Raw genomic sequence first — 24,630 nt, forward strand, 5'->3', positions numbered from 1 at the left:
GGCTGGGGGTAGAATTCCGGCCCTCCGCGCCTTTCGACAAAAGAAGCCCTCGATGTCAAACGACGATTTCAAACAGGCCGCCCTCGACTATCACCGCCAGCAGCCGCCGGGCAAGATCAAGGTCTCCGCGACCAAGCCCATGCTGACCCAGCGCGATCTCTCGCTGGCCTATTCGCCGGGCGTCGCCTTCGCCTGCGAGGCCATCGTCGCCGATCCGAAACAGGCCAGCGAACTGACCGCGCGTGGCAACCTGGTGGCGGTGATCAGCAACGGCACCGCGGTGCTGGGCCTGGGCAACATCGGCCCGCTGGCATCCAAGCCGGTGATGGAAGGCAAGGGCGTGCTGTTCCAGAAGTTCGCCGGCATCGACGTGTTCGACATCGAGATCAACGAGAACGACCCGGACAAGCTGGTCGACATCATCGCCAGCCTCGAGCCGACCTTCGGTGGCATCAACCTGGAAGACATCAAGGCGCCGGAGTGCTTCATCGTCGAGCGCAAGCTGCGCGAGCGCATGAACATCCCGGTGTTCCACGACGACCAGCACGGCACCGCGATCATCGTCGGCGCGGCCGTGCTCAATGCGCTGGTGGTCACCGGCAAGAAGATCGAAGAGGTCAAGCTGGCCACCACCGGCATGGGCGCGGCCGGCATCTCCTGCGTCAACATGCTGGTCTCGCTGGGCCTGAAGCCGGAGAACATCCTGGCCCTGGACCGCGACGGCGTGATCCACACCGGCCGCACCGACCTGGATCCGGACAAGGCGCGCTACGCCCGCGATACCGACAAGCGCACCCTGGCCGAGATCGTCGAGGGCGCGGACATCTTCCTCGGCCTGTCGGCCGCCGGCATCCTCAAGCCGGAGATGGTGGCGACGATGGCGCCGCAGCCGGTGATCTTCGCCCTGGCCAATCCGAATCCGGAGATCACGCCGGAGGCCGCCAAGGCGGTGCGTCCGGACGCGATCATCGGCACCGGCCGTTCGGACTATCCGAACCAGATCAACAACGTGCTGTGCTTCCCCTACCTGTTCCGTGGCGCCATCGACGTCGGCGCCACCGGCATCAACGAGGAAATGAAGATCGCCTGCGTCAAGGCGATCGCGGCGATGGCGCGGCGCGAGGCCTCCGACCTCGGCGCGGCCTACGGCGGCGAGACGCCGAGCTTCGGTCCCGACTACCTGATCCCGCGGCCGCTGGATCCGCGCCTGCTGGTCGAGCTGTCTTCGGCGGTGGCGCAGGCGGCGATGGATTCGGGCGTGGCCACGCGGCCGATCGCCGACATGGCCGCCTACCGCGACAAGCTCAGCCAGTTCGTCTACCGCACCAGCCTGATGATGAAGCCGGTGTACGACCGCGCCCGCGCCGACAAGCAGCGCGTGGTCTATGCCGAGGGCGAAGAGGAAGTGGTGCTGCGCGCGGTGCAGAGCGTGATCGACGAGGGCCTGGCGTTCCCGATCCTGATCGGCCGTCCCGACGTGATCGAGGCGCGCATCCAGCGCCTGGGCCTGCGCATCACCGCCGGCGTGGATTTCGAGATCACCAACATCCACGACGATCCGCGCTTCAACGACTACTGGCAGTACTACCACGCGCTCACCGAGCGCCGCGGCGTCACCGTCACCGCGGCCAAGGAACTGATGCGCTCGCGGCCGACGCTGATCGCCGCGGTGATGGTCGCGCGCGGCGAAGCCGATGCGCTGCTCACCGGCGTGGTCGGCCGCTTCCACAAGAAGCTCGGCTACGCGCGCAGCGTGATTCCGCTGGAGCCGCGGGTCAGTTCGACCTCGGCGATGACCGGTGTGATCAACCAGCAGGGCGCGTTCTTCTTCGTCGACACCCACGTGCAGGAAGATCCCAGCGTGGAGCAGATCGTCGAAGCCACGCTGCAGGCCGCCTATCGCCTGAAGCTGTTCGGCATCGAGCCGAACATCGCGCTGCTGTCGCATTCCAACTTCGGCAGCCACGATTCGCGCGACGCGCTGAAGATGCGCCAGGTGCGCGAGGCGCTGCTCAAGCGCAAGCCCGAGCTCAACATCGACGGCGAGATGCAGGGCGATACCGCGTGGGACGAGGCGCTGCGCAAGCAGATCATGCCCAACAGCACGCTGAAGGGCCGCGCCAACCTGTTCGTGCTGCCGAACCTGGAAGCGGCCAACATCGCCTACAACCTGGTGCGCGTGTTCACCGACGGCGTGGCGATCGGCCCGATCCTGATGGGTATTTCCAAGGCGGTGCACATCCTCACCACCAGCGCCACTTCGCGCCGGGTGATGAACATGACCGCGATCGCCGCGGTCGACGCGCAGATCCGCAAGCAGCTCGAAGCGGAAAAGTAAGCCGCCACGCGGCTTCCAGCCCGCATCGGCCCGCATGACTGCGGTGCCGGTGCGGCTGCACGTGCTGCACCGGCGCTTCGGGCGTGCGTACACGGCACAGCTGGCAGCACGGCTGCCACCCTCATGTCTTCAGGAGATCCGCTCGCGCGCTGCGCTCGCCTCAGGTGCGAGTCGTGCGCGAGGCCGTGCCTGAGCGCGCGATGTCGCCGCAGATGGAATGAGTGGCAGGGAAGGCGGCCGCGGTTGCGCCAGGGGCAGTGAGGGAGTGGCGCTGCAGCGGCAAGAGTGCCGCAACCGCTGCGCCGGATTGCGGCGAGATCAGCGAAAGGGCGGGGCTGGAAGCGGTTTCATATCGGAGCGACAGCAAGTGTCGCGGTGCGAGTCGCGTCTTCACGCGCAGCCGGCACCTGGGCTGCGCGGGGTCGAGCCGGGCACGGGGACGGCGCCAGTGGCGCCGCGCCGCGCTCAGGCCATGCGCTTGCCCACCGGCAACGGCAGGCTGTCGCTGTCGGTCTGGTTCAGCTTGGACGGCTTGCCGGTCAGCAGCACATACGCATCGACGCCGGTAAGTTCGGCGATCTTCAGCAAATGCCGGGCATTGGGGACCGAACGGTTGTTCTCCCAATGACCCAGGGTGCTATGCGCCACGCCCAGCAAGGCGGCAAGCTCGCGCAGTGTGAAACCGGCATTTCGCCGCGCCTGCATCAAACGCACACCTATATCCACGAGACACCTCATAGCGGCATGTCGGCGCCGCGTGATGTCAGCATAGTGGTGCGTTGGTTCCGTATCAAGCGAAGCGGAAAGGCGCGTGAAAGGACGGCCGGCGATCGCTGCCGCCGCGGCCTCCGAGACCCGCGCCTGGCCCGGGATGGACTGCTAGAATCGCCTGTCCCTTTTTGCCGTGTCCCCACCGCCATGAGCCATACCGCCACCGCGCCCGCCAATGCCCAGACGCGCTACGAGGTGCGCCGCGCCGACCTGCCGCTGAGCTGCCCGACCCCGGAAATGGCGCTGTGGAACTCGCATCCGCGGGTTTATCTGCCGATCGAGGACGAGCCGGGCCTGGAAGCCAAGTGCCCTTACTGCGGCGCGGTCTTCGTGCTGGTCGACTGATCCGGATTCGATGCACCGCCTGACCGTGGTGCAGCTGCTGCCGGCGCTGGAGTCCGGCGGCGTCGAGCGGTCCACCCTGGAAATCGCCCAGGCCCTGGTCGAGGCCGGGCATCGCGCCGTGGTCGTGTCGGCCGGCGGCCGGCTGCTGCCGGCGCTGGCCGCCACCGGTGCCGAACACATCGCCCTGGACATCGGCCGCAAATCCTTGCTGACCCTGCGCCACGTGCCGGCGCTGCGGCGCCTGTTCGCGCGCGAGCGCGCCGACATCGTGCACGCGCGCTCGCGGCTGCCGGCCTGGCTGGGCTGGCGCGCGCTGCAGGGCATGCCGGCGGCACAGCGTCCGCGCCTGGTCACCACCGTGCACGGGCTCAACTCGCCGAGCCGCTACAGCGCGGTGATGACCCGCGGCGAGCGGGTCATCTGCGTGTCCGAGACCGTGCGCGACTACGTGCTGCAGCACTATCCGCAGACCGACCCGGCGCGCCTGCGGGTGGTGCCGCGCGGTATCGATCCGGCGCAGTTCCCGCGCCGTCCCTGGCCCGATGCGCAGGCGCGGGCGTGGGCCGTCAGCCAGGCGCCGGCGTTGGCCGGGGATGGGCCGCTGCTGTTGCTGCCGGGGCGCGGCACCCGCCTGAAGGGCCACGCCGACGCGCTGCGCCTGCTGGCGGCGCTGCGCGGCGAGGGACGCGACGCGCGGCTGTGGCTGCCGGGCGCGCGCGAGGCCGGGCGCGAGGCCTACATCCGCGAACTGGAAGCCGAGGCGGCGACCCTCGGCGTGGCCGACGCGGTGGCGTTCACGCCGCCGACCGCACGCATCGCCGACGCCTACGCCGCCAGCGACCTGGTGCTGCAGCTGTCGCGCAAGCCCGAGGCCTTCGGTCGCACCGTGGTCGAGGCGCTGGCGGTCGGGCGGCCGGTGCTGGGCTGGGCGCATGGCGGGGTCGGCGAATTGCTGGCGCAGCTGCAGCCCGCCGGCGCAGTGGCGACCTTCGACGCCGTGGCCCTGCTGGCGGCCGCGCGCGCACTGCTGGCACAACCGCCGGCGCCGCCGGCGACGCTTCCCTATACGCTGCAGGCGATGCAGCGCAGCACTCTGGCGATCTATGACGAACTCCGGCCCTGACGGTTCCCTGTCCGCTTCTGCCTTGCCCGAAGTCCGCGAACGCTGGGCGCCGGTCTGGGTGCTGGTGTTCGTCGCGCTGTGGCCGGCGCCCGGCCTGGCCGCCGGGGTGCTGGCGCTGGGCGCCCTGGTCACCCTGGCGCGTCTGCTGCACAGCCGCTTCCGCGGCGGCGCGCGCCTGCTCAGCGGCCCGGCCTGGGCGCTGACCACGCTGCTGTTCCTCACCTACTGGCTGCCGCAGCCGCTGTCGGCGCTGGGCGCGGTGGACGTGCCGCTGGCGCTGCGCGAATCGGCGGTGGACCTGCGCTTCCTGCCGTTCCTGTGGCTGGTGGCGATGGCGGTGGCGACGCCGCGCGGTCGCCGCACCACCTTCAACGGCCTGGCGGTGATCGCCGCGATCTGGACCGTGGATGCGCTGGCGCAGGCGTTGTGCGGCACCAGCCCGCTGTTCTGGTCGCTGGACCAGCTGAAGTGGGCGATCAGCCACCACGGCCTGTGCACGCCGCAGGAGATCGCCCTGGCCGATCGCCTCAGCGGCGTGTTCGGCCCGTGCAACCTGAAGTTCGGCCAGGTGCTGGCCAGTGTCTCGCCGTTCCTGCTGTGGCTGGCTGCGCGCCGCGGCGGTGCCTGGGGCTGGCTGATCGCGGCAGGGGCGGTCGGCGTGGTGCTGGTGCTGGCGGGATCGCGCGCGTCGTGGATCACCTTCGCGGTGCTGCTGGTGCTGTCGGGCTGGCGCCTGCTCGGTGCGCGCAAGCTGCTGGCACTGGGCGTGGCCGCGCTGCTGGTGGCGGGGGTGCTGGGCGTGGTGTCGCCGCAGGTCCACGACCGCTTCGAGCGCACCGCGCGCGCGCTCAGCGGGCATCCGGCCGACCTCAACGCGGCGCTGACCGGGCGTGCGCAGATCTGGAGCGCGGCTTGGTGCATGATCCGCCAGCACCCGATCAACGGCGTCGGCGTGCGCGGCTTCCGCGAGGCCTACGTCGGGTGCGATCCGGATCCGGGCCATGCCGGGGAATGGGGGCGCGAGCCGGCCTTCCATGCCCACCAGATCGTGCTCGAGGTGCTCGCCGAGACCGGCGTGATCGGCCTGCTGCTGTGGCTGGCCGGTGCCGCGCAGGCGTGGCGCGCGTGGCGCTACGCGTCGGTGCAGGCGCGCGAACGCGCACGGCCGGCGATGCAGGCACTGCTGATCACGGTGTTCCCGTTCAATACCCACCTGGCGTTCTATTCGTCGTTCTGGGGCGGGCTGACCATGCTGCTGATCGGCCTGTACGCCGGCGCCCTGCTGGCGAACGACCCCGAACCGGGCGAGCGCGCCGACGCCGCGACGCCTGGGTGAGCGCTCAGCCGCGCTCGTAGAAGTCGCTGCGGCCGCCGGGCTGGCGCTTGAAGCGGCGGTGGATCCACAGATACTGCGCCGGCGCTTCGCGCACCATCGCCTCGATGGCGGCGTTGACCCGCGCGGTGTCGGCGACCATGTCCTCCGACGGGAAGTCCTGCAGCGGCGGCGCGATGCGCAGCACGTAGTCGGCGCCTTCGCGGCGGTGGAAGTACGGCACCACCGCGCAGCCGGTCAGCCGCGCCAGCTGGTGGGTGGCGGTGATGGTGGCCGCGGGCATGCCGAAGAACGGCACGAACACCGTGTCCTTGCCGCGCATGTCCTGGTCCGGCGCGTACCACAGGAAACCGCCGCGCTTGAGATGGCGCACGCTGCCGCGCAGGTCCTCGTTGGCGAACATCGCGGTGGCGTAGCGCAGGCGGCCGCGCTTGACCGCCCATTCGAACACCGGATTGCGGTGGCGCCGGTACATGCCGGCCAGCGGCACGTACTGGCACAGCAGCCGGCCGCAGATCTCCAGGGTCATGAAGTGGCCCGACACCAGCAGCACGCCGCGGCCCTGCGCCTGCAAGGCCTGCAGGTGCTCCAGCCCCTCGATGCGGGTGCGCCGGCGGATCGCGCCGATGCCGCCCCACCAGGCGCGGGCGAACTCGAACACGCCCACGCCCAGCGCATCGAAGCTGTCGCGCAGCAGGCGTTCGCGCCAGGCATCGCTCTGCTCCGGGAAGCACAGCTTCAGGTTCACCTCGGCGGCGTGGCGGCGGGTGCCGGCCAGGTGCAGCGCCAGCCAGCCGATGCCGCGACCCAGGGCGCGCTGCAACAGCCAAGGCAGGCGCGCGGCGATCACCGCCAGGCCGAGCAGCAGCCAGGTGGGCCAGTGGCGGGGCGAGCGTGGCGGCGGTGCGGCCTGGGTAGCGGACGCGGGCGGAGTGGGGGCGGCAGACATGCGCCAAGTTTAGCCGGGCGCGCGCACGACCGCGTCGGCGTGCGCTGCGGCGCGCGTGGCGATCGTCTGCCGCCGCCTGCTTGCAACCGGCTATGCTGTCCGGATGCGCAACGATTTCATCGAGCGGCTGCTGCGCGGCCTGTACTCGGCCGTGCTCTATCTGCTGCTGCCGGTCACCGTCTATCACCTGGTCTGGCGCGGTTTTCGCGTGCGCCAGTACTTCCAGCGCTGGGACGAGCGCTACGCCTCGTATTCGCAGGCGCGCGGGCGGCCGCGGGTGTGGCTGCATGCGGTCTCGGTGGGCGAGGTCAACGTCGCCGCGCCGGTGGTCAATGCGCTGCGCGCGCAGCGCCCGGACATCCGCTGGGTGATCACCACCATCACCCCGACCGGTTCGGAGCGGGTGCGCGCGCTGTGGGGAGACGCGCTCGATCATGTGTATCTGCCCTACGACGTGCCCGGCAGCGTTGGCCGGTTCCTGCAGCACTTCCGCCCCAGCCTGGCGCTGATCCTGGAAACCGAGCTGTGGCCGAACATGCTGTTCGGCTGCCGCGACCGCGGCATTCCCGTGTACGTGCTCAATGCGCGGCTGTCGGCGCGTTCGTTGCGCGGCTACCGGCTGCTGCGGCCGTTGATCGGGCGCGCGCTGCGCACCGTCACCTGCGTGGCGGCGCAGTCGCAGGAGGATGCCGAGCGCTTCGTCGCGCTGGGCGCGCGTGCCGAGCAGGTGCGCGCGTTGGGCAACCTGAAGTTCGACATCGCCGCGCCTGCGCACTTGCCGGAGGTCGTCGCCGCGTTCCGCGAGCGCGTGCCGGCGACGCGTCCGGTGTGGATCGCCGCCAGCACCCACGACGGCGAGGAAGCGGCGGTGATCGAGATGCACCGGCAGTTGCGCCGGCAGTGGCCGGACCTGCTGCTGCTGTGGGCGCCGCGGCATCCGGAGCGCTTCGCCAAGGTCGAGGCGCTGGTGCGCGACCAGGGCTGGCGCGTGGCCACGCGCCGCCAGCAGCAGTGGCCGAGCGCCGAGGATGCGGTGTTCGTGATCGATACGCTGGGCGAGCTGATGGGGTTCTATGCGTGTGCCCAGGTGGCCTTCGTCGGCGGCAGCCTGCAGCCGATCGGCGGGCACAACCTGCTGGAGCCGGCGGCGGTCGGCACGCCGTCGGTGACCGGCCCGCACCTGCACAACTTCTCCGAAATCTCGCGGCGCATGCGCGAGGCCGGTGCAGTGGCCATCTGCGAGGATGCCGGCGCCGTGTGCGCGGCGCTGCAGTCCCTGCTGGGCGATGCCGAGGCGCGCACGCGCATGGCCGAGGCCGGCTGCGCGCTGGTCGCCAACGGCCGCGGCGCGCTGCAGCGGACCCTGCAGTTGATCGCGCCGCACCTGCCGCCGTTGGCGGGCGATGCGGGCGTGGAGGACTGACGCGTCGTAGAGGCGCGCGGGCATATCCGTCGCAGCGGGTATCGCCATGACGGGCTGTTCATGGGAAGTCCCGTCGCGGCTGAAGCCGCTCCTGCGGCTCCTGCGAATGACATGCGTCGTTACTCGAGATGCCCTGCAAGTCGCGACGCATGGCACTCGCCATCCCTCTCCTCCCATCGCGCAGCGCGTCGGGACTTGAAGTCCCTCCCACAGGAGGCTGCCGCCATTCGCCCAACGCCTCCATAAACAAAAACGGCGGACCCGAAGGCCCGCCGTTTCGGCGGCAAGCGCGTGTGCGTGCGCTTACTGCGTGCTGTTGGCGGAGTTGAGCTTGGACTCGGCGCTCTGGGTCAGCAGCGCGTTGATCGACTGCACCTCGGCCACGTCCAGCGAGCCGAGCGCCTGGCTCAGCAGCAGACGGTTCTGCAGGAAGTTGTAGCGCGCCTGCGCGTAGGCCAGCTGCGCCTGGTACAGGGTGCGCTGGTTCTGCACCACGTCCAGCACGGTGCGGGTGCCCACTTCCAGGCCGACCTGCGAGGCATCGAACGCGGCCTGCGCCGAGACCACCGCCAGGCGCCGCGCCTCGATCTCGCTGATCCCGGCCACCACCGTCTGGTAGGCGTTGCGGGTGTTGCGGTCGAGCGCGCGCTTCTGCAGTTCGTAGGTGTCCTGGGCGATGTCGCGCTGCGCCAGCGCCTGGCGCACGCCGGACTGGGTGGCGCCGCCGGCGAAGATCGGGATGTTCAAGGTCAGGCCGATGGTGTTGCTGTCGGCGCGCGGGGTGCTGCCGCTGCCGGAGACGCTGTTGCCCCAGTTCGCGTCGCGGCCGGCGCTGGCCGACAGGCTCAGCGTCGGCAGGTGCCCGGCGCGTGCCGCCGAGACGCTGGCCTCGGCCGCCTGCACCTGGTACTGGTAGGACCGCAGCGACGGGTTCTTGTCCAGCGCCGAGGCGATCAGGCTGTCGATGTCGCCGCCGGTGGCCGGCAGCTGCGGACGGAAATCCTCCGGCAGGCCGCGCAGGTCGCGCACCGGCTGGCCGGTGATCTGGGTCAGCGCCTGGTACAGGTCCTGCAGCGAGTTGCGCGCATTGATCGTGTCGGCGCGGGCCTGGTCGTACTCGGCGCGGGCTTCGTGCACGTCGGTGATCGGCGCCAGGCCCACTTCCAGGCGCTTGTCGGCATAGTCGAACTGCTTCTTGGCGGCGGCTTCGTTGGTCTCGGCGGCGACCAGCGATTCGATCGCCACCAGCACGTTGAAGTAGGCCGCCGAGGTGCGCACGATCAGGTCGTCGTTGGCCGAATCCAGAGTGTAGTCGGCAGCCAGGCTGCGCGCCTTCTGCGCGCGCAGGTTGGAGAACTGGGCGAAGTTGACCAGGGTCTGCTGGCCCTGCACGGCGTAGCTGCGGCTCTTGCCGGTGCCGGCCAGTTCGCCGCCGCCGCGCTCGACTTCGCTATGGTTGCGCTGCAGCGACGCGCTGCCGTTGATCTGCGGCAGCAGGGCGGCGCGCGCCTGCACTTCGCCTTCCTTGTCGTACAGCCGGGTCGATTCCGCGGAGGCCAACTGCGGGTCGCTGTTGCGGGCCATTTCGTAGACTTGCAGCAGGTCCGTGGCGTTGGCGGCCAACGGAAACAGCGCGGCGGCCAGCGCCAGGACGAGGGATCGGCGGATCATTGCGGCTTCCTTGATGGATCAGAATGTGAACTGGGGGACTGGCGCTGCGCCTCGCAGGTAGTACGCCAGGTCGGTTTCGAACAGCGATTCCGTGCGCGGCGCGCCCGCTTCGGCATGCACCAGCACCGCTTCCATGACCGGCGCGCGGCCGCGGATCGCGAACAGGCGGCCGCCGGGGCGCAGCCAGGCCAGGAACTGCGCCGGGATCTCGGTGACCGCGGCGGTGACGCAGACCACGTCGAAGCGGCGCTCGCTGTTCCAAGCGAAGGCGTCGGCGGTCTCGATGCGGACGTTGCTGCCCAGGCCGGCGGCGTCCAGGTTGGCGCGCGCAGCGGCGGCCAGGGCCGGCTCGATCTCCAGGCTGACCACTTCGCGGCCGAGCTCGCCCAGGCAGGCGCTGACGAAGCCGCTGCCGGTGCCGATCTCCAGCACGTCCTCGCCCGGCTGCAGGTCCAGGGCCTGCAGCATGCGGCCTTCGATGACCGGCTTCATCATGAACTGGCCGTGGCCCAGCGGAATCTCCAGGTCGGCGTAGGCCACGGCGCGGTGGGCCGGCGGCACGAAGGTCTCGCGCGGCAGCCGCGACAGCACGTCGAGCACGCGCAGGTCCAGCACGTCCCAGGGACGGACCTGCTGTTCCACCATCTTTTCGCGGGCTTGGGAGTAGTCGATCGTCATTTCGGGCATCCAACGCGGAGGGCCGGGCATTTTAGCCGGCACGGAGGCCGGGCGTATGCCGCAGCATCGCCGCCGGACGGTCCGGCGCGCAGTGCCGGAAGTCATCGGCCGTCGCGGACAGCCCCACGGCCGGGCTAGCGCGCCGCATAGGCACGCAGGAAGAAGTCGATGCTGGCCTCGACATGGGCGCGGATCCGCTCCTGGCTGGCGTCGCGGCACAGCCCGCACATCATCAGCGAGTACAGCTCGCCCTTGACCAGGCAGAAGAACTGCGAGGCGGCCAGGTCGAGGTCGGCGATGTCCAGCGCGCCGGCGGCGACGTGGGCCTGCAGCAGTTGCGCCAGGTGCTGCTGGGTGCGCTTGGGACCGGCATTCCAGAACATCTCGCGGACGTGGTCGTCGCCGGTGCCCGGGGTCAGCATCATGCGGTGGGTGGCCATCGCCGCCTCGCTGCTGATCATGGCGAAGAAGGCCTGGCCGATGTCCAGCAACTGGGTGCGCAGCGGTCCTTTCAGGGCGTGCCCGAACAGGTCGTCGGGCAGCAGCGCCTGGCATTGCGCGCGCACCGCCTCGGCGAACAGGGTTTCCTTGTCGCCGTAGTGGCTGTAGACGGTGAGCTTGGAGACGCCGGCGCGGGCGGCGATGCCGTCCATGCTGACCCCGCCGAAGCCCAGTTCGGTGAACATTTCCCGTGCCGCTTCCAGGATCGCGGCGCGTTTGCCCATGTCCTTGGGGCGACCGGGCCCGGCGGGACGCGAGGAGGATTTGGCGGAGGCGGCGGACGATTTGCTGACCATGGGTGGCAATACTAGACCAGTCGGTTCGATATTTATACTAGACCCGCTGGTTCATTATTGTGACGCTGCGTTCGGCGGGCGGGGCAGCCGGGCTGCGCAGTGCGCCGGCGGGCACGGGCGGCAGGGCCGCGGCGTCCAATGCTTTGCTTATGCGCGGCTTACATTTGCCTAACATCGGGCTCATGGTCGCCTAATCGACTGCCCCGACGATGCCGCCATGGCCATCGTCCCCCTCTCCGCTGCTTCCGGTTTCCGCTTCGCCGATCCTGTGCTGGTCGATGCCCTGCATCCCGATCGCGCGCAGGTGGAAGCCTTCATCGCCCGGGTCTACCGCGAGCGCTACGGCGCGGTCCTGCGCGGCTTTCTTCCGCACCTGCTCGCCTACCACGGCGCCGACGGTCGCCTGCAGGCCGCGCTGGGGCTGCGCTGCGCCAGCGAGGGTCCGCTGTTCGTCGAGCAGTACCTGGCGCAGCCGGCCGAGCTGGCGATCGCCGAGCGGATGCCGCGGCGGGTGGTGCGCACGGAGTTGGTGGAGGTGGGCAATTTCGCCGCCGAGCACGCCGGCGACGCGCGGGCGATGATCCGCGCGTTGACCTGCACCCTGCATGGTGCGGGCCTGCGCTGGGTGTTGTTCGTGGCGACCCGGCAACTACGCAACGCCTTCGACCGCCTGCACCTGGCCACTGTGGAGCTGGGCGAGGCGCGCGGCCAGGACCTGCGCGACGATCCCAGCGACTGGGGCGACTACTACGCGGCGCAGCCGCGGCTGATGTTCGGCGACATCGCCGCCGGGCACGCCTTCCTGCAGCGCGAGGCGGAACCCCGCCACGGCGTGCTGCCCACGTTCCGCGCCTGCCTGGCGGGGGCGCCGTGAGCACGCCCGGCGTCGCCGACCTGCTGGCCGGCTTGCGCGGCGACGACGCGCGCGTGCTTTACGCCGATGGGGCGCTGCGCGAGCGCGATCTGCTCGAGCGCGCACAGCGCCTGGCCGATGCGCTGCAGGGACATGGGGTGCATTGCGTCGCCAGCCGCCTGGACAACGGCCCCGAGTGGCTGCTGCTGGACCTGGCGATCCGCCTGGGTGGCGGCGTGCACGTGCCGCTGCCGACTTTCTTCAGCCCGGCGCAGGTGCAGTACGCCCTGGCCAGCAGCGGCGCGCAGGGGCTGATCGCGGCGCCGGGTCCGGCGCTGGCCGACCTCGACGGCGAGGCGCTGCGCCTGCCGGAGCCGGGACTGGCAGGCCGGCGCCTGGTGCAGGCGCCGGTGGCGCTGCCTGCGGACACCGGCTGCATCACCTACACCTCCGGCACCACCGGCCAGCCGAAGGGCGTGTGCCTGAGCGCCGACGCGTTGCTGCAGGTCGCCGGCTCGCTGGCCGACGCCGCCTCGGCGCTGGCGCCGCGCCGGCACCTGTGCCTGATGCCGCTGTCGACGCTGCTGGAGAACGTCGGCGGCCTGTACGCGCCGCTGCTGTCCGGCGCGCAGATCGCGCTGCCGTCGCTGGCCGAGATCGGCTACAGCGGCGCTGCCGGCCTGGACATCCCGACCCTGATCGCCTGCCTGCACCGCTACCAGCCGCACAGCGTGATCCTGGTGCCGCAGTTGCTACTGGGGCTGGTCATGGCCGCCGAGCGCGGCGTGCCGCTGCCCGCCTCGTTGCGCTACCTGGCGGTCGGCGGTGGCCGCGTCGGCCCGGGGCTGCTGCGCCGTGCGGCGGCGCTGCAGTTGCCGGTGTTCGAAGGCTACGGCCTGACCGAGTGCGCCTCGGTCGTGGCCTTGAACCGGCCCGAGGCGCAGCGCCTGGGCAGCGTCGGACGGCCGCTGCCGCATGCGCGGGTGCAGGTGGTCGATGGCGAACTGCAGGTCGAGGGCGTGCGCTGCCTGGGCTACCTGGGCGCGCCCGGCCCGGCACCGGGGCCGATCGCCACCGGCGACCTGGGCCATGTCGATGCCGACGGCTTCGTGCACATCACCGGCCGCCGCAAGCATGTGTTCATCACCGCGTTCGGCCGCAACGTCTCGCCGGAGTGGGTGGAAAGCGAACTGCTGCAGCATCCGCTGATCGCCCAAGCGGTGGTGTGCGGCGAGGCGCGTGCGCACAACCTGGCGGTGCTGTGGCCGCGCCGCGCCGGCGAAGACGACGCCGCGCTGCACGGCGCGCTGGCCGAGGTCAATGCCGGCCTGCCCGATTACGCCCGCGTCGCCGGCTTCGTGCGCGCCGCCGCGCCGTTCAGCGCCGCCGACGGTCTGCTCACCGGCAACGGCCGCCCGCGCCGCGACGCCATCCTGCAGCGCTACGCCGACGCCGTGGCGCAGCGCTATGCCGAACTCGAACCCGATCCCGCCCCAGGAGCCTTCCAATGAGTTTCCATGCCCGGCTGCTCGCCGAGACCCAGGCCGAACGCGCCGACCTGATCGCCATCCCGATCATCCAGACTGCCCTGGCCGGGCAGATCGCCGGCGCCGACTACGTCGCCTTCCTCGGCCAGGCCTATCACCACGTGCGCCATACCGTGCCCCTGCTGATGGCCTGCGGCGCGCGCCTGCCGGCACGGCTGGAATGGCTGCGCAGCGCGGTGGCCGAGTACATCGAGGAAGAACTGGGCCACCAGGAGTGGATCCTCGACGACCTGGCCGCCTGCGGCGCCGACCGCGCCGCCGCCGCCGCCTCGATGCCATCGGCGGCGACCGAACTGATGGTGGCCTACGCCTACGACACCATCGCCCGCGGCAATCCGGTCGGCTTCTTCGGCATGGTGCTGGTGCTGGAAGGCACCAGCGTGGCGCTGGCCACGCGCGCGGCCGAGAGCATCGAGACCTCGCTGGGTCTGCCGCGCAACGCCTTCAGCTACCTGCGCTCGCACGGCGACCTGGACATCGAGCATGCCGGCTTCTTCGAAGGCCTGATGGACCGGCTCGACGATGCCGACGACCAGCGCGCCGTGGTGCATGCGGCCAAGCGCTTCTACGGCCTGTACGGCGACATTTTCCGCAGCCTGCGCGCACAGCCGGCGCTGCCCATGGCGGAGGCCGCATGATGGATCTCAACGGACGCAGTGTGATTCTCACCGGCGCCAGCGGCGGCATCGGCGCCGCCCTGTGCGACGAACTGGTGGCCGCCGGCGCGTGCGTGCTGGCGGTCGGCCGCGACCCGGTGCGCCTGGCGCAGGTCGCCGGCCGGCATCCGCAGGGACGGGTGCTGCCGCTGCCGCTGGACCTGTCCACGCCGGCCGGGCGCGCGCAGTTGCTCGCCGCCGCTGGGGCCTTGCCGATCCGTCCCTCGCTGCTGCTGATCGCGCATGCGCAGAGCGGCTTCGGCCTGTTCGCCGAGCAGTCCGAGCAGGATCTGCGGCAATTGCTCGACACCAACCTGATGGCGCCGATGTTGCTGGTGCGCGCGCTGCTGCCGTTGCTGCAGGCGCAGCCGCAGGCCACGGTGGTGGCGGTGGGCTCCACCTTCGGCAGCCTGGGCTTTCCCGGTTTCGCCGGCTACAGCGCCAGCAAGTTCGGCCTGCGCGGGCTGTTCGAGGCGCTGGCGCGCGAGTACGCCGACAGCCATGTGCGTTTCCAGTACCTGGCGCCGCGCGCCACCCGCACCGCGTTCAACACCGCGCAGGTGGATGCGATGAACCAGGAGTTGAAGGTCGGCGCGGATACGCCCGAGCGGGTGGCGCGCGCGCTGCGCCAGGCGATCGAACGCGGCGATCGGCGCCTGCAGATCGGCTGGCCGGAAAAGCTCTTCGCCCGCCTCAACGGCGCCTTGCCGGGGCTGGTGGACCGCAGTTTGAAAGCGCAGTTGCCCGTGGTGCGCCGGCATGCCGCGCGCGCTCCTTCCCGATTTGGAGATGCCCGATGAACGTCCGTCTGCGTGCGCTGTCGTTGTTGCTTGCGCTGTCGCCGCTGGGGGCGGCCGTCGCCGCCGCGCCGCTGACGCCGGCAGTGGTCGCGGTGCGCGACCAGTGGGCCCAGGTCGCCTACCAGACGCCGAAGCCGCAGCGCCTGCAGGCCTATGCCAGCCTGGCCGCGCAGGCGGCCGCCGCCCGCCAGGCGGCGCCGCGCGATCCGGCGGCGCTGATCTGGGAGGGCATCGTGCTGTCCAGCGAAGCCGGCGAGCGCGGCGGCCTCGGTGCGCTGGGCCTGGTCAAGCGCGCCCGCAGCGATTTCGAGCAGGCGCTGGCGCTGGACCCGGCCGCCCTGAACGGCGCCGGCTGCACCAGCCTGGGCGCGCTGTACTACCAGGTGCCGGGCTGGCCGGTGGGCTTCGGCGACGACGCCAAGGCGCGCGCGCTGCTGCAGCAGGGCCTGCAGTACGACCCGGACGGCATCGACGCCAATTACTTCTACGGCGATTTCCTGCGCGCGCAGAAGGACTGGAGCGGCGCCGCGGCGGCGCTGCGCAAGGCCCTGGCGGCGCCGCCGCGGCCCGGCCGCGAGGTGGCCGACCACGGCCGCCGCCAGCAGATCCAGGCGGCGCTGCACGAGGTCGAAACGCGTCTTGCCAGCCGCTGAGCGGCCGCCCACACTGCGGTCATGCGCATCCTGCTGGTGGAAGACGATCTGTCGCTGGGAGAGGGCATCCGCACCGCCCTGCGCCGCGCCGCCTATTCGGTGGACTGGGTGCAGGACGGTGCCGCCGCGCTGGCCGCGATCGGCGATGGCGAGATCGACCTGGTGCTGCTGGACCTGGGGCTGCCGCGGATGGACGGGCTGGAGGTGATCCGGCGCACCCGCCAGCTCGGTGCCGACGTGCCGATCCTGGTGCTCAGCGCGCGTGAGCGGCCGGCCGACCGTGCGCTGGGCCTGGACGTGGGCGCCGACGATTACCTGGGCAAGCCCTTCGACACCACCGAACTGCTGGCGCGCACGCGTGCGCTGCTGCGGCGCAGCGCCGGCCGCGCCACGCCGCAGTTGGAGATCGGCGCGCTGCACCTGGACCCGGAGCGCCTGGCGGTGCGCTGGCGCGGCCGTGCCCTGGACCTGACCCGGCGCGAGTTCGCCCTGCTGTGGCTGCTGGCCGAGCGCCACGGCCGCGCCATCGCCCGCGATTCGATCCAGCAGCGGCTGTACGGCTGGGACGAGGATGTGGCCAGCAACGCAGTGGACGTGCACGTGCACCAGTTGCGGCGCAAGCTCGATCCGGCGCTGATCCGCACCGTGCGCGGGGTCGGCTACGCGCTCGACACCCAGGCCGCGACGGCGGCGCCATGAGTTCGATGCGGCGACGCTTGCTGGGCGGCCTGCTCGGCGTGGTGGTGCCGGTGTTCGCGCTGACCGCGCTGTTGAGCTACCGCGCCGGCCTGCAGGAGGCCGGCGAGATGTTCGATGCCAAGCTGGTGCAGTCCTCGCGCGTGTTGCTGAGCCTGGTCGACGAGCCGCTGGACGATCTGTCGCGGCTGGGTCCGGCCGGCGACGCCATCGTGATCCGCGGCTGGCATGGCCAGGCGCAGGGCGTGGGCGAGGCGCTGGCGTTCCGCACCGGGCACGCCTACGAAAGCAAACTCGCGTTCCAGGTGCGCGACCGCAATGGCCATCTGCTGCTGCGCTCGGACAGCGGGCCGACCCGGCAGCTGGCGCCGCTGCGCGCCGGCTTCGCCGACGTCACCCTGGACGGCGACCGCTGGCGCACCTTCAGCCTGCGCTCGCCGGGCGGGCGCTGGTTCCAGACCGGCGAACAGGCCGATATCCGCGAGGAACTGGCCGAGGACATCGCGCTGGGCACGGCCCTGCCGTTGCTGCTGGCCCTGCCGGTGCTGGTGGTGCTGGTGTGGCTGCTGGTGAGCTGGGCCAGCGGCGCCCTGAGCCGGGTCTCGCAGGCGATCGGCGAGCGCGACCCGCAGCGGCTGGAACCGCTGCCGCTGCAGGGCGTGCCGCGCGAGATCCTCGGCCTGGTCGCCGCGGTCAACGGGCTGATGCGGCGCCTGCAGACCGCGCTGGAGCGCGAACGCCGCTTCATCGCCGATGCCGCGCACGAACTGCGCACCCCCATCGCCGCGCTGAAGGTGCACGCCGACAACCTGCGCCAGGCCCGCGACGCCGACGAGCGCAGCGAATCGCAGCGGCACCTGGACGCCAGCGTGCGCCGGGTGGAGCGGCTGGTCGCACAGTTGCTGACCCTGAGCCGGGTCGAGCCGGGCGCTGCCGCCGCGGCGCTGTCGCCGCTGGCGCTGGACGCGCTGGTGGCGTTGCAGGTGGAGGAGGCGCGCGACCAGGCCGCGCGCCGCGGCCAGCACCTGCACCTGCGCCGCAACGACCCGGCACGGCTGCCGGCCAACGAGGCGGCGCTGTCGGCGCTGGTGCGCAACCTGATCGACAACGCGCTGCGCTATGCGCCGCCGCAGGGCCAGGTCGAGGTGGCGCTGTGCGCTGGCCGTGACGGCGTCTGCTTCAGCGTCGAGGATTCCGGCCCCGGCATCCCGGCCGAGGCGCGCGAGCGGGTGTTCGCGCGCTTCCACCGCGAGCTGGGCAGTGGCGTGGAAGGCAGCGGCCTGGGCCTGGCGATCGTGCGTGAGGTGGTGACCGCGCACGGCGGCGAGGTGACCCTGGACGCCTCGCCGACCCTGGGCGGCCTGCGCGTCTGCGTGACCCTGCCGCTCCCCCCGTGAGCCAGGCCTGGGCGTCAGGAACACCCTGACATCGGCGCCGAACAGGCAGTGATAGATTAGCCATCTGCCCACAGGGGGTACCCGCGCGCCGTTGCAGGTGTGATTCGGAAAGGGATGGAACAGGGGGATCGGCGTCACGATAGTCGCGACGGCGCGCTAGCGCTGTGTCGCCGCCTGGGCGTGGTGATATGCCTGCTGCTGGCGCTGTGCTGCGCCAGTGCCGCCGCGCGCGCCGAACCGGCCGCGCCGCTGACCGAGCGCGCGGTGCTCGATCGCCCGGTGATCGCGCGCTGGACCATGGAAGAGGGGCTGCCGCACAACCTGGTGCACGCGCTGGCCCAGGACCGCGACGGCATGATCTGGGTGGGAACCTGGGAAGGCGTGGCCCGCTTCGACGGCCGCGCCTTCACCGTCTTCGATCGCCAGAACACCCCGGGCATGGAGTTGTCGGGCGTGTTCGCACTGCTCGCCGAAACCGATGGCGGCATGCTGGTCGGCACCGCCTACGACGGCGTGTTCCGCTACGCCGCCGGGCGCTGGGAGCATCTGGGCGATGCGCGCGCGCAGCGCCTGCGGGTCACCGCGATGCTGCGCGATGCCGACGGCGCGCTGTGGGTGGGCAGCGAGGACGGCCTGTTCCGGATCGAGGCCGACGGCCGCCTGGTCGATGTCGGCACCGCCGCGGGGCTGCGCCGGACCCGCATCGCTGCGCTGCTGCGCTACCGCGATGCGGTGCTGGTGGGCACCTCGCAGGGGCTGTTCCGCCTGACCGCGCACGGCACGCAGGCGCAACGCTGGGGCACGGCGGCGATGCGCACCGCCTCGATCCGGCGGCTGACCCCCGACCGTCACGGCGGCCTGCTGGTGGCCAGCGACGAGGGCGTGTTCTGGCTCGGCGGCAACGACGAGCTGCAATGGCTGCGGCGCGGCCAGCGCGTCGATGCCGCGCTGCAGGACCAGGACGGCCAGCTATGGATGAGCCTGTCCAGTGGGCAACTGTTGCGGCGCACCGCCAACGGCGCCAGCGACGAAGTCCTGTCGATCTCCGGCGTGGTCAGCCCCGCGTTGATCGAGGACCACGAGGGCCTGGTGTGGGCCGGCAGCACCGACGGGCTGTTCCGTGTCGCCAAGGGCGACGCCGGCGGCCTGACCCGCCAGGACGGGCTCGGCAGCGACTACGTACGCGTGGTCGAGCAGAACGCCGATGGCACGATCTGGATCGGCCATGCCGCCGGCGTGGACCGCTGGGAGGGCGGCCGCATCCGCGCGGTACGGCTGAGCGAGCGGCCGGGCCGCGATCCATCGGTGCTGGCGCTGGCCGCCGCCCGCGACGGCGGCATGTGGGTGGGCACTTACGACCAGGGCGTGCTGCTGCTGTCGGCCGACGGCACGATCCGGCAACGCCTGGGCGTGGCCGCGGGCGTGCCGCGGACCATGGTGCGCGCGCTGCTGGCCGATGCCGACGGCGGCCTGTGGATCGGCGGCAACGAGGGGCTGCTGTACCGCAAGGGCGATCGCACGCGGGCCTACGGCAGCGCCGACGGCCTGCCCGGGCGACAGGTGCAGGCGCTGTACCGCGACCGCGCCGGCGTGCTGTGGATCGGCACCAATCAGGGCGTCGCCACGCTCGCGGGCAACGGCACGCTGCAGGCGCGGCCAAGCGGGCAGGGCTTCCCGGCGCAGAACGCCTTCGACTTCCTCGAAGATGCCGACGGCACCCTGTGGGTCGCCAGCGACCGCGGCCTGCTGCGGCTGCGCGGCGGGCAGTGGCGCATCTACGACCATAGCGTCGGTCTGCCGCGCGACAAGCTGTTCCGGCTGCTCGACGACGGCAACGGCAATCTGTGGGCGAACAGCAACCGCGGCGTGCTGCGCATCGCGCGTGCGCGGCTGGCGGAGCTGGACGCGGGCCAGCGCAGCACCCTGGCGGTGGACGTGGTCGACCGCAGCGACGGCATGCCCGGCGGGCAGGGCAACGGCAGCAGCGCACCGGCCGGCTGGCGCAGCCGCAACGGTGTGCTGCTGATCCCGACCTCGGCCGGGCTGGCGCTGATCGATCCGGCCCTGCCGAGCCGGCGCAACGTGCGTGCGCCGCCGCTGGTGATCTCGCATGTGCAGGTGGATGGCGTGGCGCAGCCGCTGCGTGGCGAGTACCGCCTGCACGGCGGTGTCGCCCGGCTCGCGGTCGGCTATGCCGGGCTGAGCTTCCGCTCGCCGGACAAGGTGCGCTACCGCTACCGCCTGCAGGGATTCGACCGGCAGTGGGTCGATGCCGGCAGCAACGAGGAAGCCGTCTATACCAACCTGCCGTCGGGCAGCTATCGCCTGGACGTGCAGGCGATGACCAGCCCGCTGGACTGGTCGCGCAGCGAACGCATCGGCAGCGCCTCGCTGCAACTGCAGCTGGTGCCGCCGTTCTGGGAGCGCTGGCCGTTCGTGGTGCTGGCGGCGCTGTGCGCGACCGGTCTGATCCTGTGGTGGTACCGCGGCCGCAGCTATCGCTACCGGCGCCGCCAGCGCCGGCTCAACACCATCATCGCCGAGCGCACCCACGAGCTGAAGGCCAAGAACCTGGCGTTGAAGCTGGCCAACCTCGAACGCGAGGACCTGGTGCGCAAGCTCGCCTACCAGGCCGGGCACGATGCGCTGACCGGCCTGCCCAACCGGCGCACCGGCGATCCCTATCTCAACACGGCGCTGGAGCGGGCGCTGAGCGCGCGCACGCCGTTGTGCGTGGCGCTGCTGGACATCGACCACTTCAAGAAGATCAACGACGCCTACGGCCACGAGATCGGCGACGAGGTGCTGCGCCGGGTCGGCGAGGCGCTGCGCGACAGCCTCGGCGAGCAGGCGTTCGCTGCGCGCCATGGCGGCGAGGAATTCCTGCTGGTGCTGCCCGGCCTGGACCAGGAGGCGGCGCGCGCGCGCCTGGACGCGCTGCGCCTGCGCGTGGCCGACCTGGTGCTGTACGCCGACGACGGTCGCGCGGTGCGCTTCACCGCCAGCATCGGTTTCGCCTGCCTGTCGCCGGCCCTGCGCACCCGCCGCGACCTGCTGGTGAAGGCCGACAAGCACCTGTACCAGGCCAAGCGCGAAGGCCGCGATCGGGTGGTCGGCTAGGCCGCTGCCGCAACCCGGACGCAGCGCGTCGGTGGCGCGGCGACGCAGCTTGCCTGGGAAGCGCGCGCAGGCGCCAGGCAGGCGCCGCGAAGCGCGTGGGGCGTTGCAGTGGGGCGTTGCGCACCGCCGCATCGCTGCGGCGGGCGGGAGACGGCCGGCGCGGGTGCGCCGCCGCGGATCAGGCCTGCAGGCGCTGCAGCACCGCCTGCGTGGCGGCGTCGGTGGAGATGCCCTGGCCGGGCGCGGCGAGATCGGCGGTGAACGCCTGCGCGTCGAGCGCGGCATCCACCGCCTGCTCGATCGCCGCCGCCTCGGCTTCCAGGCCCAGCGAGTGGCGCAGCAGCAGCGCCGCGCTGAGGATGGTCGCGTAGGGGTTGGCGATGCCCTTGCCGGCGATGTCCGGCGCCGACCCGTGGATCGGCTCGTACAGGCCGATGCGGCCGTCGCCCAGCGAGGCCGACGGCAGCAGGCCCAGCGAGCCGGCCAGCATCGAGGCTTCGTCGGTGAGGATGTCGCCGAACATGTTCTCGGTAACGATCACGTCGTACTCGCGCGGCTTGGCCAGCAGGTGCATGGCCATCGAATCGACCAACTGGTGTTCCAGGCGCACGTCCGGGAATTCCTCGCGGCCGATGCGGGCGGCGACGTCGCGCCACAGTCGCGAGGTTTCCAGCACGTTGGCCTTGTCCACCGAGACCACGTGGTGGCGGCGCTGCCGGGCCAGACGGAACGCGCTGCGCAGCACCCGTTCGATTTCCGCGACGGTGTAGCGGCACAGGTCGCTGGCGCCGCTGGCGCTGCGGGTCTTGTCGCCGAAGTAGATGCCGCCGGTCAGTTCGCGCACCACCACGATGTCCACGCCCTGCAGCAGGTGCGGCTTGATCGGCGAGGCGTCCAGCGCCGCCTTGTGCGGCTTGACCGGGCGCAGGTTGGCGAACAGGCCCAGGCCGCGGCGGATCGCCAGCAGGCCCTGTTCGGGGCGCACCTTGGCGTTGGGGTCGGACCACTTCGGCCCGCCGACCGCGCCCAGCAGCACCGCGTCGGCGCCCTGGCAGGCGGTCAGCGTCGCCGCCGGCAGCGGCTCGCCGTGGCGGTCGATGGCGATGCCGCCGATGTCGTGTTCGTGGAACTGGAAGTCGTGGCCGTGGCGCGCGGCGACGGCGCGCAGCACCGCGACCGCGGCGGCGGCGACTTCCGGACCGATGCCGTCGCCGGGCAGGACGACGATGTCAGCGTGCATGGGTGGCCTCGTAGCGTTCGATGTCGGGTTGGCGCAGCAACAGGTAACCCATCTCGTCCACGCCTTCGAGCAGGCAGGTCTGCGAGAACGCATCGAGCGGGAAGGCGTAGACGCGGCCGTCGGGCGTGCGCAGCTCGCGCGCGGCCACGTCCACGGTCAGTGCGTCGTCCGGGCGTTGCATCAGCGTCTGCACGTCGTCCTCGGCCAGCACGATCGGCAGCAGGCCGTTCTTGAGGCTGTTGTTGCGGAAGATGTCGGCGATCTCGCTGCTGACGATGGCGCGCAGGCCCAGGTCGGTCAGCGCCCACGGCGCATGCTCGCGCGAGGAGCCGCAGCCGAAGTTGCGCCCGGCCAGCAGGATCTGGCGGCCGGCATTGTGCGCCTGGTTGAAGGCGAACTCCGGGTTCGGCGTGCCGTCGGCCTGCCAGCGCCAGTCGTTGAAGGCGTGGCGGCCGAGGCCGGCGCGCTCGGTGGTGGACAGGAACCGCGCCGGGATGATCTGGTCGGTGTCGATGTTGGTCTGGCGCAGCACCACGCTGCGCGAGGTGAGGGTGGCGAAGCCGGCCATCACGGGGTCTCCTGGGAAGCGACGGAGTCGGGGGCGGGCGCCGCGGCGTCGGCCACCGGCGGCAGCGCCGCGGGCGGCACGTGCGGCGGCAGCAGCGGCTGGTGGCGGTGCGCGAAGGCGCGGGTGGTGGTGGCGACGAAGGTCAGCGTGGCCGCGAACGCGGCGATGTGCGGCGCCATCACGCGACCTCCGCGAACAGCGCACGCGGATCGCTGACCTGGCCGTTCACCGCGGCCCAGGCCGCGGTCAGCGGCGAGGCCAGCAGGGTGCGCGAACCCGGGCCCTGGCGGCCCTCGAAATTGCGGTTGCTGGTGCTCACCGCCAACTGCCCCGGCGCCACCAGGTCGCCGTTCATGGCGATGCACATCGAGCAGCCGGATTCGCGCCATTCCGCACCGGCCGCGCGCACCACCTCGTGGATGCCCTCGGCCTCGGCCTGGCGCTTGACGATTTCCGAGCCCGGCACCACCAGCATGCGCACGTGCGGCGCCACCTTGCGGCCGCGCAGCACCTGCGCCACTTCGCGCATGTCGCTGAGCCGGCCGTTGGTGCAGGAGCCGACGAACACCACGTCCACCGGCGTGCCGATCAGCGCGTGCCCGGCTTCCAGGTGCATGTAGTGCAGGCCCTTCTGCGCCGCCGGATCCTGCGCGGCCGGGATCGGCACGTCCACCGCGATCGCGGTGCCGGGGTGGGTGCCCCAGGTCAGGGTCGGGCGGATGTCGCGCGCGTCGATGCGCACCTCGGCGTCGAAGCGCGCGCCGGGATCGCTGCGCAGCTGCGACCAGCGCTGCACGGCGGCGTCGAAGTCGGCGCCCTTGGGGCCGCGCGGGGTGTTGGCGACCCAGTCGAAGGTGACCTGGTCCGGCGCGACCATGCCGGCGCGCGCGCCGGCCTCGATCGACATGTTGCACAGGGTCATGCGCTGCTCCATGTCCATCGCTTCGATGGTGGAGCCGCGGTATTCCAGTACGTGGCCGGTGCCGCCGTTGACCCCGATCACGCCGATGATGTGCAGGATCACGTCCTTGGCGCCGACGCCCGGCGCCAGCGGCCCGTCGACGGTGATCGCCATGGTCCTGGCCTTGCGTTGCAGCAGGCACTGGGTGGCCAGCACGTGGCCGACCTCGCTGGTGCCGATGCCGAACGCCAGCGCGCCGAACGCGCCATGCGTGGAGGTGTGGCTGTCGCCGCAGACGATGGTCATGCCGGGCTGGGTGAAGCCCTGTTCCGGTGCGATCACGTGGACGATGCCGCGATTGTCCGAGCCCATGTCGAACAGTTCGATGCCGTAGTCGGCGCAGTTGCGCGCGAGCATGTCCACCTGCGCCTCGGAGGCAGGCGTGTAGTACGGCAGCTTGCCGTCGGCGCCGCGCGGCAGGGTCGGCGTGGAATGGTCCATCGTCGCCTTGGTGCGGTCGGGCCGGCGCGGCGCCAGGCCGCGCGTCTTGAGTTCGGTGAAGGCCTGCGGCGAGGTCACTTCGTGGATCAGGTGCAGGTCGATGTACAGCACCGCCGGGGCGGCGGCGCTTTCGGGGACGACGACGTGCGCGTCCCACAGCTTGTCGTACAGGGTGCGGGGAGTGGCGGACATTGCGGAACTACCTGGCAGGAAAGCTGGGCGGGGAAAGGAAGCGAAGGCGAGCGTGCACGAGGACGATGACCGCGCTGT

22 protein-coding genes are annotated in these 24,630 nt (G+C 71.6%); 13 read left to right on the plus strand and 9 right to left on the minus strand.

The annotated features are described in order from the left end of the window. Positions 1–52: 52 nt before the first annotated feature. Positions 53–2,338, plus strand: a complete 2,286-nt coding sequence (locus RAB70_RS07995; protein WP_017910606.1) for an NADP-dependent malic enzyme — start codon at positions 53–55, stop codon at positions 2,336–2,338. Between the two features lie 465 nt (positions 2,339–2,803). Here the strand turns inward: RAB70_RS07995 and RAB70_RS08000 are convergent, their stop codons facing one another. Then, entirely contained in the window at positions 2,804–3,043 is a 240-nt protein-coding gene (locus RAB70_RS08000; protein ID WP_039728970.1) for a helix-turn-helix domain-containing protein, read from the minus strand. A gap of 213 nt (positions 3,044–3,256) precedes the next feature. Here RAB70_RS08000 and RAB70_RS08005 point away from each other — a divergent pair, with 213 nt between their 5' ends. The 3 genes from RAB70_RS08005 to RAB70_RS08015 are packed head-to-tail and all read left to right on the plus strand — an operon-like array spanning position 3,257 to position 5,913. Continuing rightward, the gene (locus tag RAB70_RS08005; protein WP_010344507.1) at positions 3,257–3,454 is read left to right on the plus strand and encodes a zinc-finger domain-containing protein; all 198 of its coding nucleotides are present in this window, start codon (positions 3,257–3,259) and stop codon (positions 3,452–3,454) included. 10 nt (positions 3,455–3,464) lie between these two features. Further along, positions 3,465–4,577 carry a glycosyltransferase gene (locus RAB70_RS08010; protein WP_043094811.1) on the plus strand — a complete coding sequence of 371 codons (1,113 nt, stop codon included), beginning with the start codon at positions 3,465–3,467 and terminating at the stop codon, positions 4,575–4,577. Beyond that, the gene (locus RAB70_RS08015; protein WP_148828164.1) at positions 4,558–5,913 is read left to right on the plus strand and encodes an O-antigen ligase; all 1,356 of its coding nucleotides are present in this window, start codon (positions 4,558–4,560) and stop codon (positions 5,911–5,913) included. Before RAB70_RS08010 ends, RAB70_RS08015 begins: the two co-directional genes overlap by 20 nt. Positions 5,914–5,917: 4 nt before the next feature. On the opposite strand, the gene RAB70_RS08020 is transcribed toward RAB70_RS08015, so the two are convergent. Further along, the gene (locus RAB70_RS08020) at positions 5,918–6,859 is read right to left on the minus strand and encodes an LpxL/LpxP family Kdo(2)-lipid IV(A) lauroyl/palmitoleoyl acyltransferase (protein WP_148828163.1); all 942 of its coding nucleotides are present in this window, start codon (positions 6,857–6,859) and stop codon (positions 5,918–5,920) included. 103 nt (positions 6,860–6,962) lie between these two features. Here RAB70_RS08020 and waaA point away from each other — a divergent pair, with 103 nt between their 5' ends. Then, the gene (gene waaA, locus RAB70_RS08025; protein WP_148830334.1) at positions 6,963–8,282 is read left to right on the plus strand and encodes a lipid IV(A) 3-deoxy-D-manno-octulosonic acid transferase; all 1,320 of its coding nucleotides are present in this window, start codon (positions 6,963–6,965) and stop codon (positions 8,280–8,282) included. Between the two features lie 303 nt (positions 8,283–8,585). On the opposite strand, the gene RAB70_RS08030 is transcribed toward waaA, so the two are convergent. The 3 genes from RAB70_RS08030 to RAB70_RS08040 all read right to left on the minus strand — a co-directional run bounded on the left by RAB70_RS08030 (position 8,586) and on the right by RAB70_RS08040 (position 11,428). Next, a complete protein-coding gene (locus RAB70_RS08030; protein WP_017911135.1) occupies positions 8,586–9,953 on the minus strand; it encodes a TolC family outer membrane protein in 1,368 nt (455 codons plus the stop codon). A gap of 18 nt (positions 9,954–9,971) precedes the next feature. Continuing rightward, on the minus strand, positions 9,972–10,631 hold the full coding sequence (locus RAB70_RS08035) for a protein-L-isoaspartate O-methyltransferase (RefSeq protein ID WP_010344493.1): 660 nt from the start codon (positions 10,629–10,631) through the stop codon (positions 9,972–9,974). A 134-nt stretch (positions 10,632–10,765) separates the two neighbouring features. Further along, a complete protein-coding gene (locus RAB70_RS08040) occupies positions 10,766–11,428 on the minus strand; it encodes a TetR/AcrR family transcriptional regulator (RefSeq protein WP_026143842.1) in 663 nt (220 codons plus the stop codon). Positions 11,429–11,645: 217 nt separating this feature from the next. Between RAB70_RS08040 and RAB70_RS08045 the strand changes: the two genes are divergently transcribed. The 8 genes from RAB70_RS08045 to RAB70_RS08080 all read left to right on the plus strand — a co-directional run bounded on the left by RAB70_RS08045 (position 11,646) and on the right by RAB70_RS08080 (position 21,150). After that, positions 11,646–12,302, plus strand: coding sequence for a thermostable hemolysin (locus tag RAB70_RS08045; protein ID WP_043094822.1), 657 nt, complete (start codon positions 11,646–11,648; stop codon positions 12,300–12,302). Then, positions 12,299–13,792, plus strand: coding sequence for an AMP-binding protein (locus RAB70_RS08050; RefSeq protein WP_148828551.1), 1,494 nt, complete (start codon positions 12,299–12,301; stop codon positions 13,790–13,792). Before RAB70_RS08045 ends, RAB70_RS08050 begins: the two co-directional genes overlap by 4 nt. Further along, on the plus strand, positions 13,789–14,466 hold the full coding sequence (locus RAB70_RS08055) for a TenA family transcriptional regulator (protein ID WP_043094824.1): 678 nt from the start codon (positions 13,789–13,791) through the stop codon (positions 14,464–14,466). Before RAB70_RS08050 ends, RAB70_RS08055 begins: the two co-directional genes overlap by 4 nt. Beyond that, a complete protein-coding gene (locus RAB70_RS08060) occupies positions 14,466–15,284 on the plus strand; it encodes an SDR family oxidoreductase (protein ID WP_017917188.1) in 819 nt (272 codons plus the stop codon). Before RAB70_RS08055 ends, RAB70_RS08060 begins: the two co-directional genes overlap by 1 nt. After that, positions 15,281–15,937, plus strand: coding sequence for a tetratricopeptide repeat protein (locus RAB70_RS08065; RefSeq protein WP_148828552.1), 657 nt, complete (start codon positions 15,281–15,283; stop codon positions 15,935–15,937). Before RAB70_RS08060 ends, RAB70_RS08065 begins: the two co-directional genes overlap by 4 nt. 21 nt (positions 15,938–15,958) lie before the next feature. Next, positions 15,959–16,636, plus strand: a complete 678-nt coding sequence (locus RAB70_RS08070) for a response regulator transcription factor (RefSeq protein ID WP_010344484.1) — start codon at positions 15,959–15,961, stop codon at positions 16,634–16,636. A gap of 17 nt (positions 16,637–16,653) precedes the next feature. Then, the gene (locus RAB70_RS08075; protein WP_148828557.1) at positions 16,654–18,030 is read left to right on the plus strand and encodes an ATP-binding protein; all 1,377 of its coding nucleotides are present in this window, start codon (positions 16,654–16,656) and stop codon (positions 18,028–18,030) included. Between the two features lie 114 nt (positions 18,031–18,144). Then, entirely contained in the window at positions 18,145–21,150 is a 3,006-nt protein-coding gene (locus RAB70_RS08080; protein ID WP_148828553.1) for a ligand-binding sensor domain-containing diguanylate cyclase, read from the plus strand. Between the two features lie 178 nt (positions 21,151–21,328). Here the strand turns inward: RAB70_RS08080 and leuB are convergent, their stop codons facing one another. The 4 genes from leuB to leuC are packed head-to-tail and all read right to left on the minus strand — an operon-like array spanning position 21,329 to position 24,552. Next, complete coding sequence (gene leuB / locus RAB70_RS08085; RefSeq protein ID WP_148828554.1) at positions 21,329–22,390, minus strand: 3-isopropylmalate dehydrogenase; 1,062 nt, start codon at positions 22,388–22,390, stop codon at positions 21,329–21,331. Further along, positions 22,380–22,958, minus strand: a complete 579-nt coding sequence (leuD, locus tag RAB70_RS08090; protein ID WP_148828555.1) for a 3-isopropylmalate dehydratase small subunit — start codon at positions 22,956–22,958, stop codon at positions 22,380–22,382. Before leuD ends, leuB begins: the two co-directional genes overlap by 11 nt. Next, on the minus strand, positions 22,958–23,137 hold the full coding sequence (locus RAB70_RS08095; RefSeq protein ID WP_048492492.1) for a hypothetical protein: 180 nt from the start codon (positions 23,135–23,137) through the stop codon (positions 22,958–22,960). The genes leuD and RAB70_RS08095 overlap by 1 nt, the downstream gene beginning before the upstream one ends. Further along, positions 23,137–24,552 carry a 3-isopropylmalate dehydratase large subunit gene (leuC, locus tag RAB70_RS08100; protein ID WP_017910522.1) on the minus strand — a complete coding sequence of 472 codons (1,416 nt, stop codon included), beginning with the start codon at positions 24,550–24,552 and terminating at the stop codon, positions 23,137–23,139. Before leuC ends, RAB70_RS08095 begins: the two co-directional genes overlap by 1 nt. Positions 24,553–24,630: the final 78 nt, after the last annotated feature.

The organism is Xanthomonas sontii, from assembly GCF_040529055.1.
In the GTDB taxonomy this organism is placed as follows: domain Bacteria; phylum Pseudomonadota; class Gammaproteobacteria; order Xanthomonadales; family Xanthomonadaceae; genus Xanthomonas_A; species Xanthomonas_A sontii.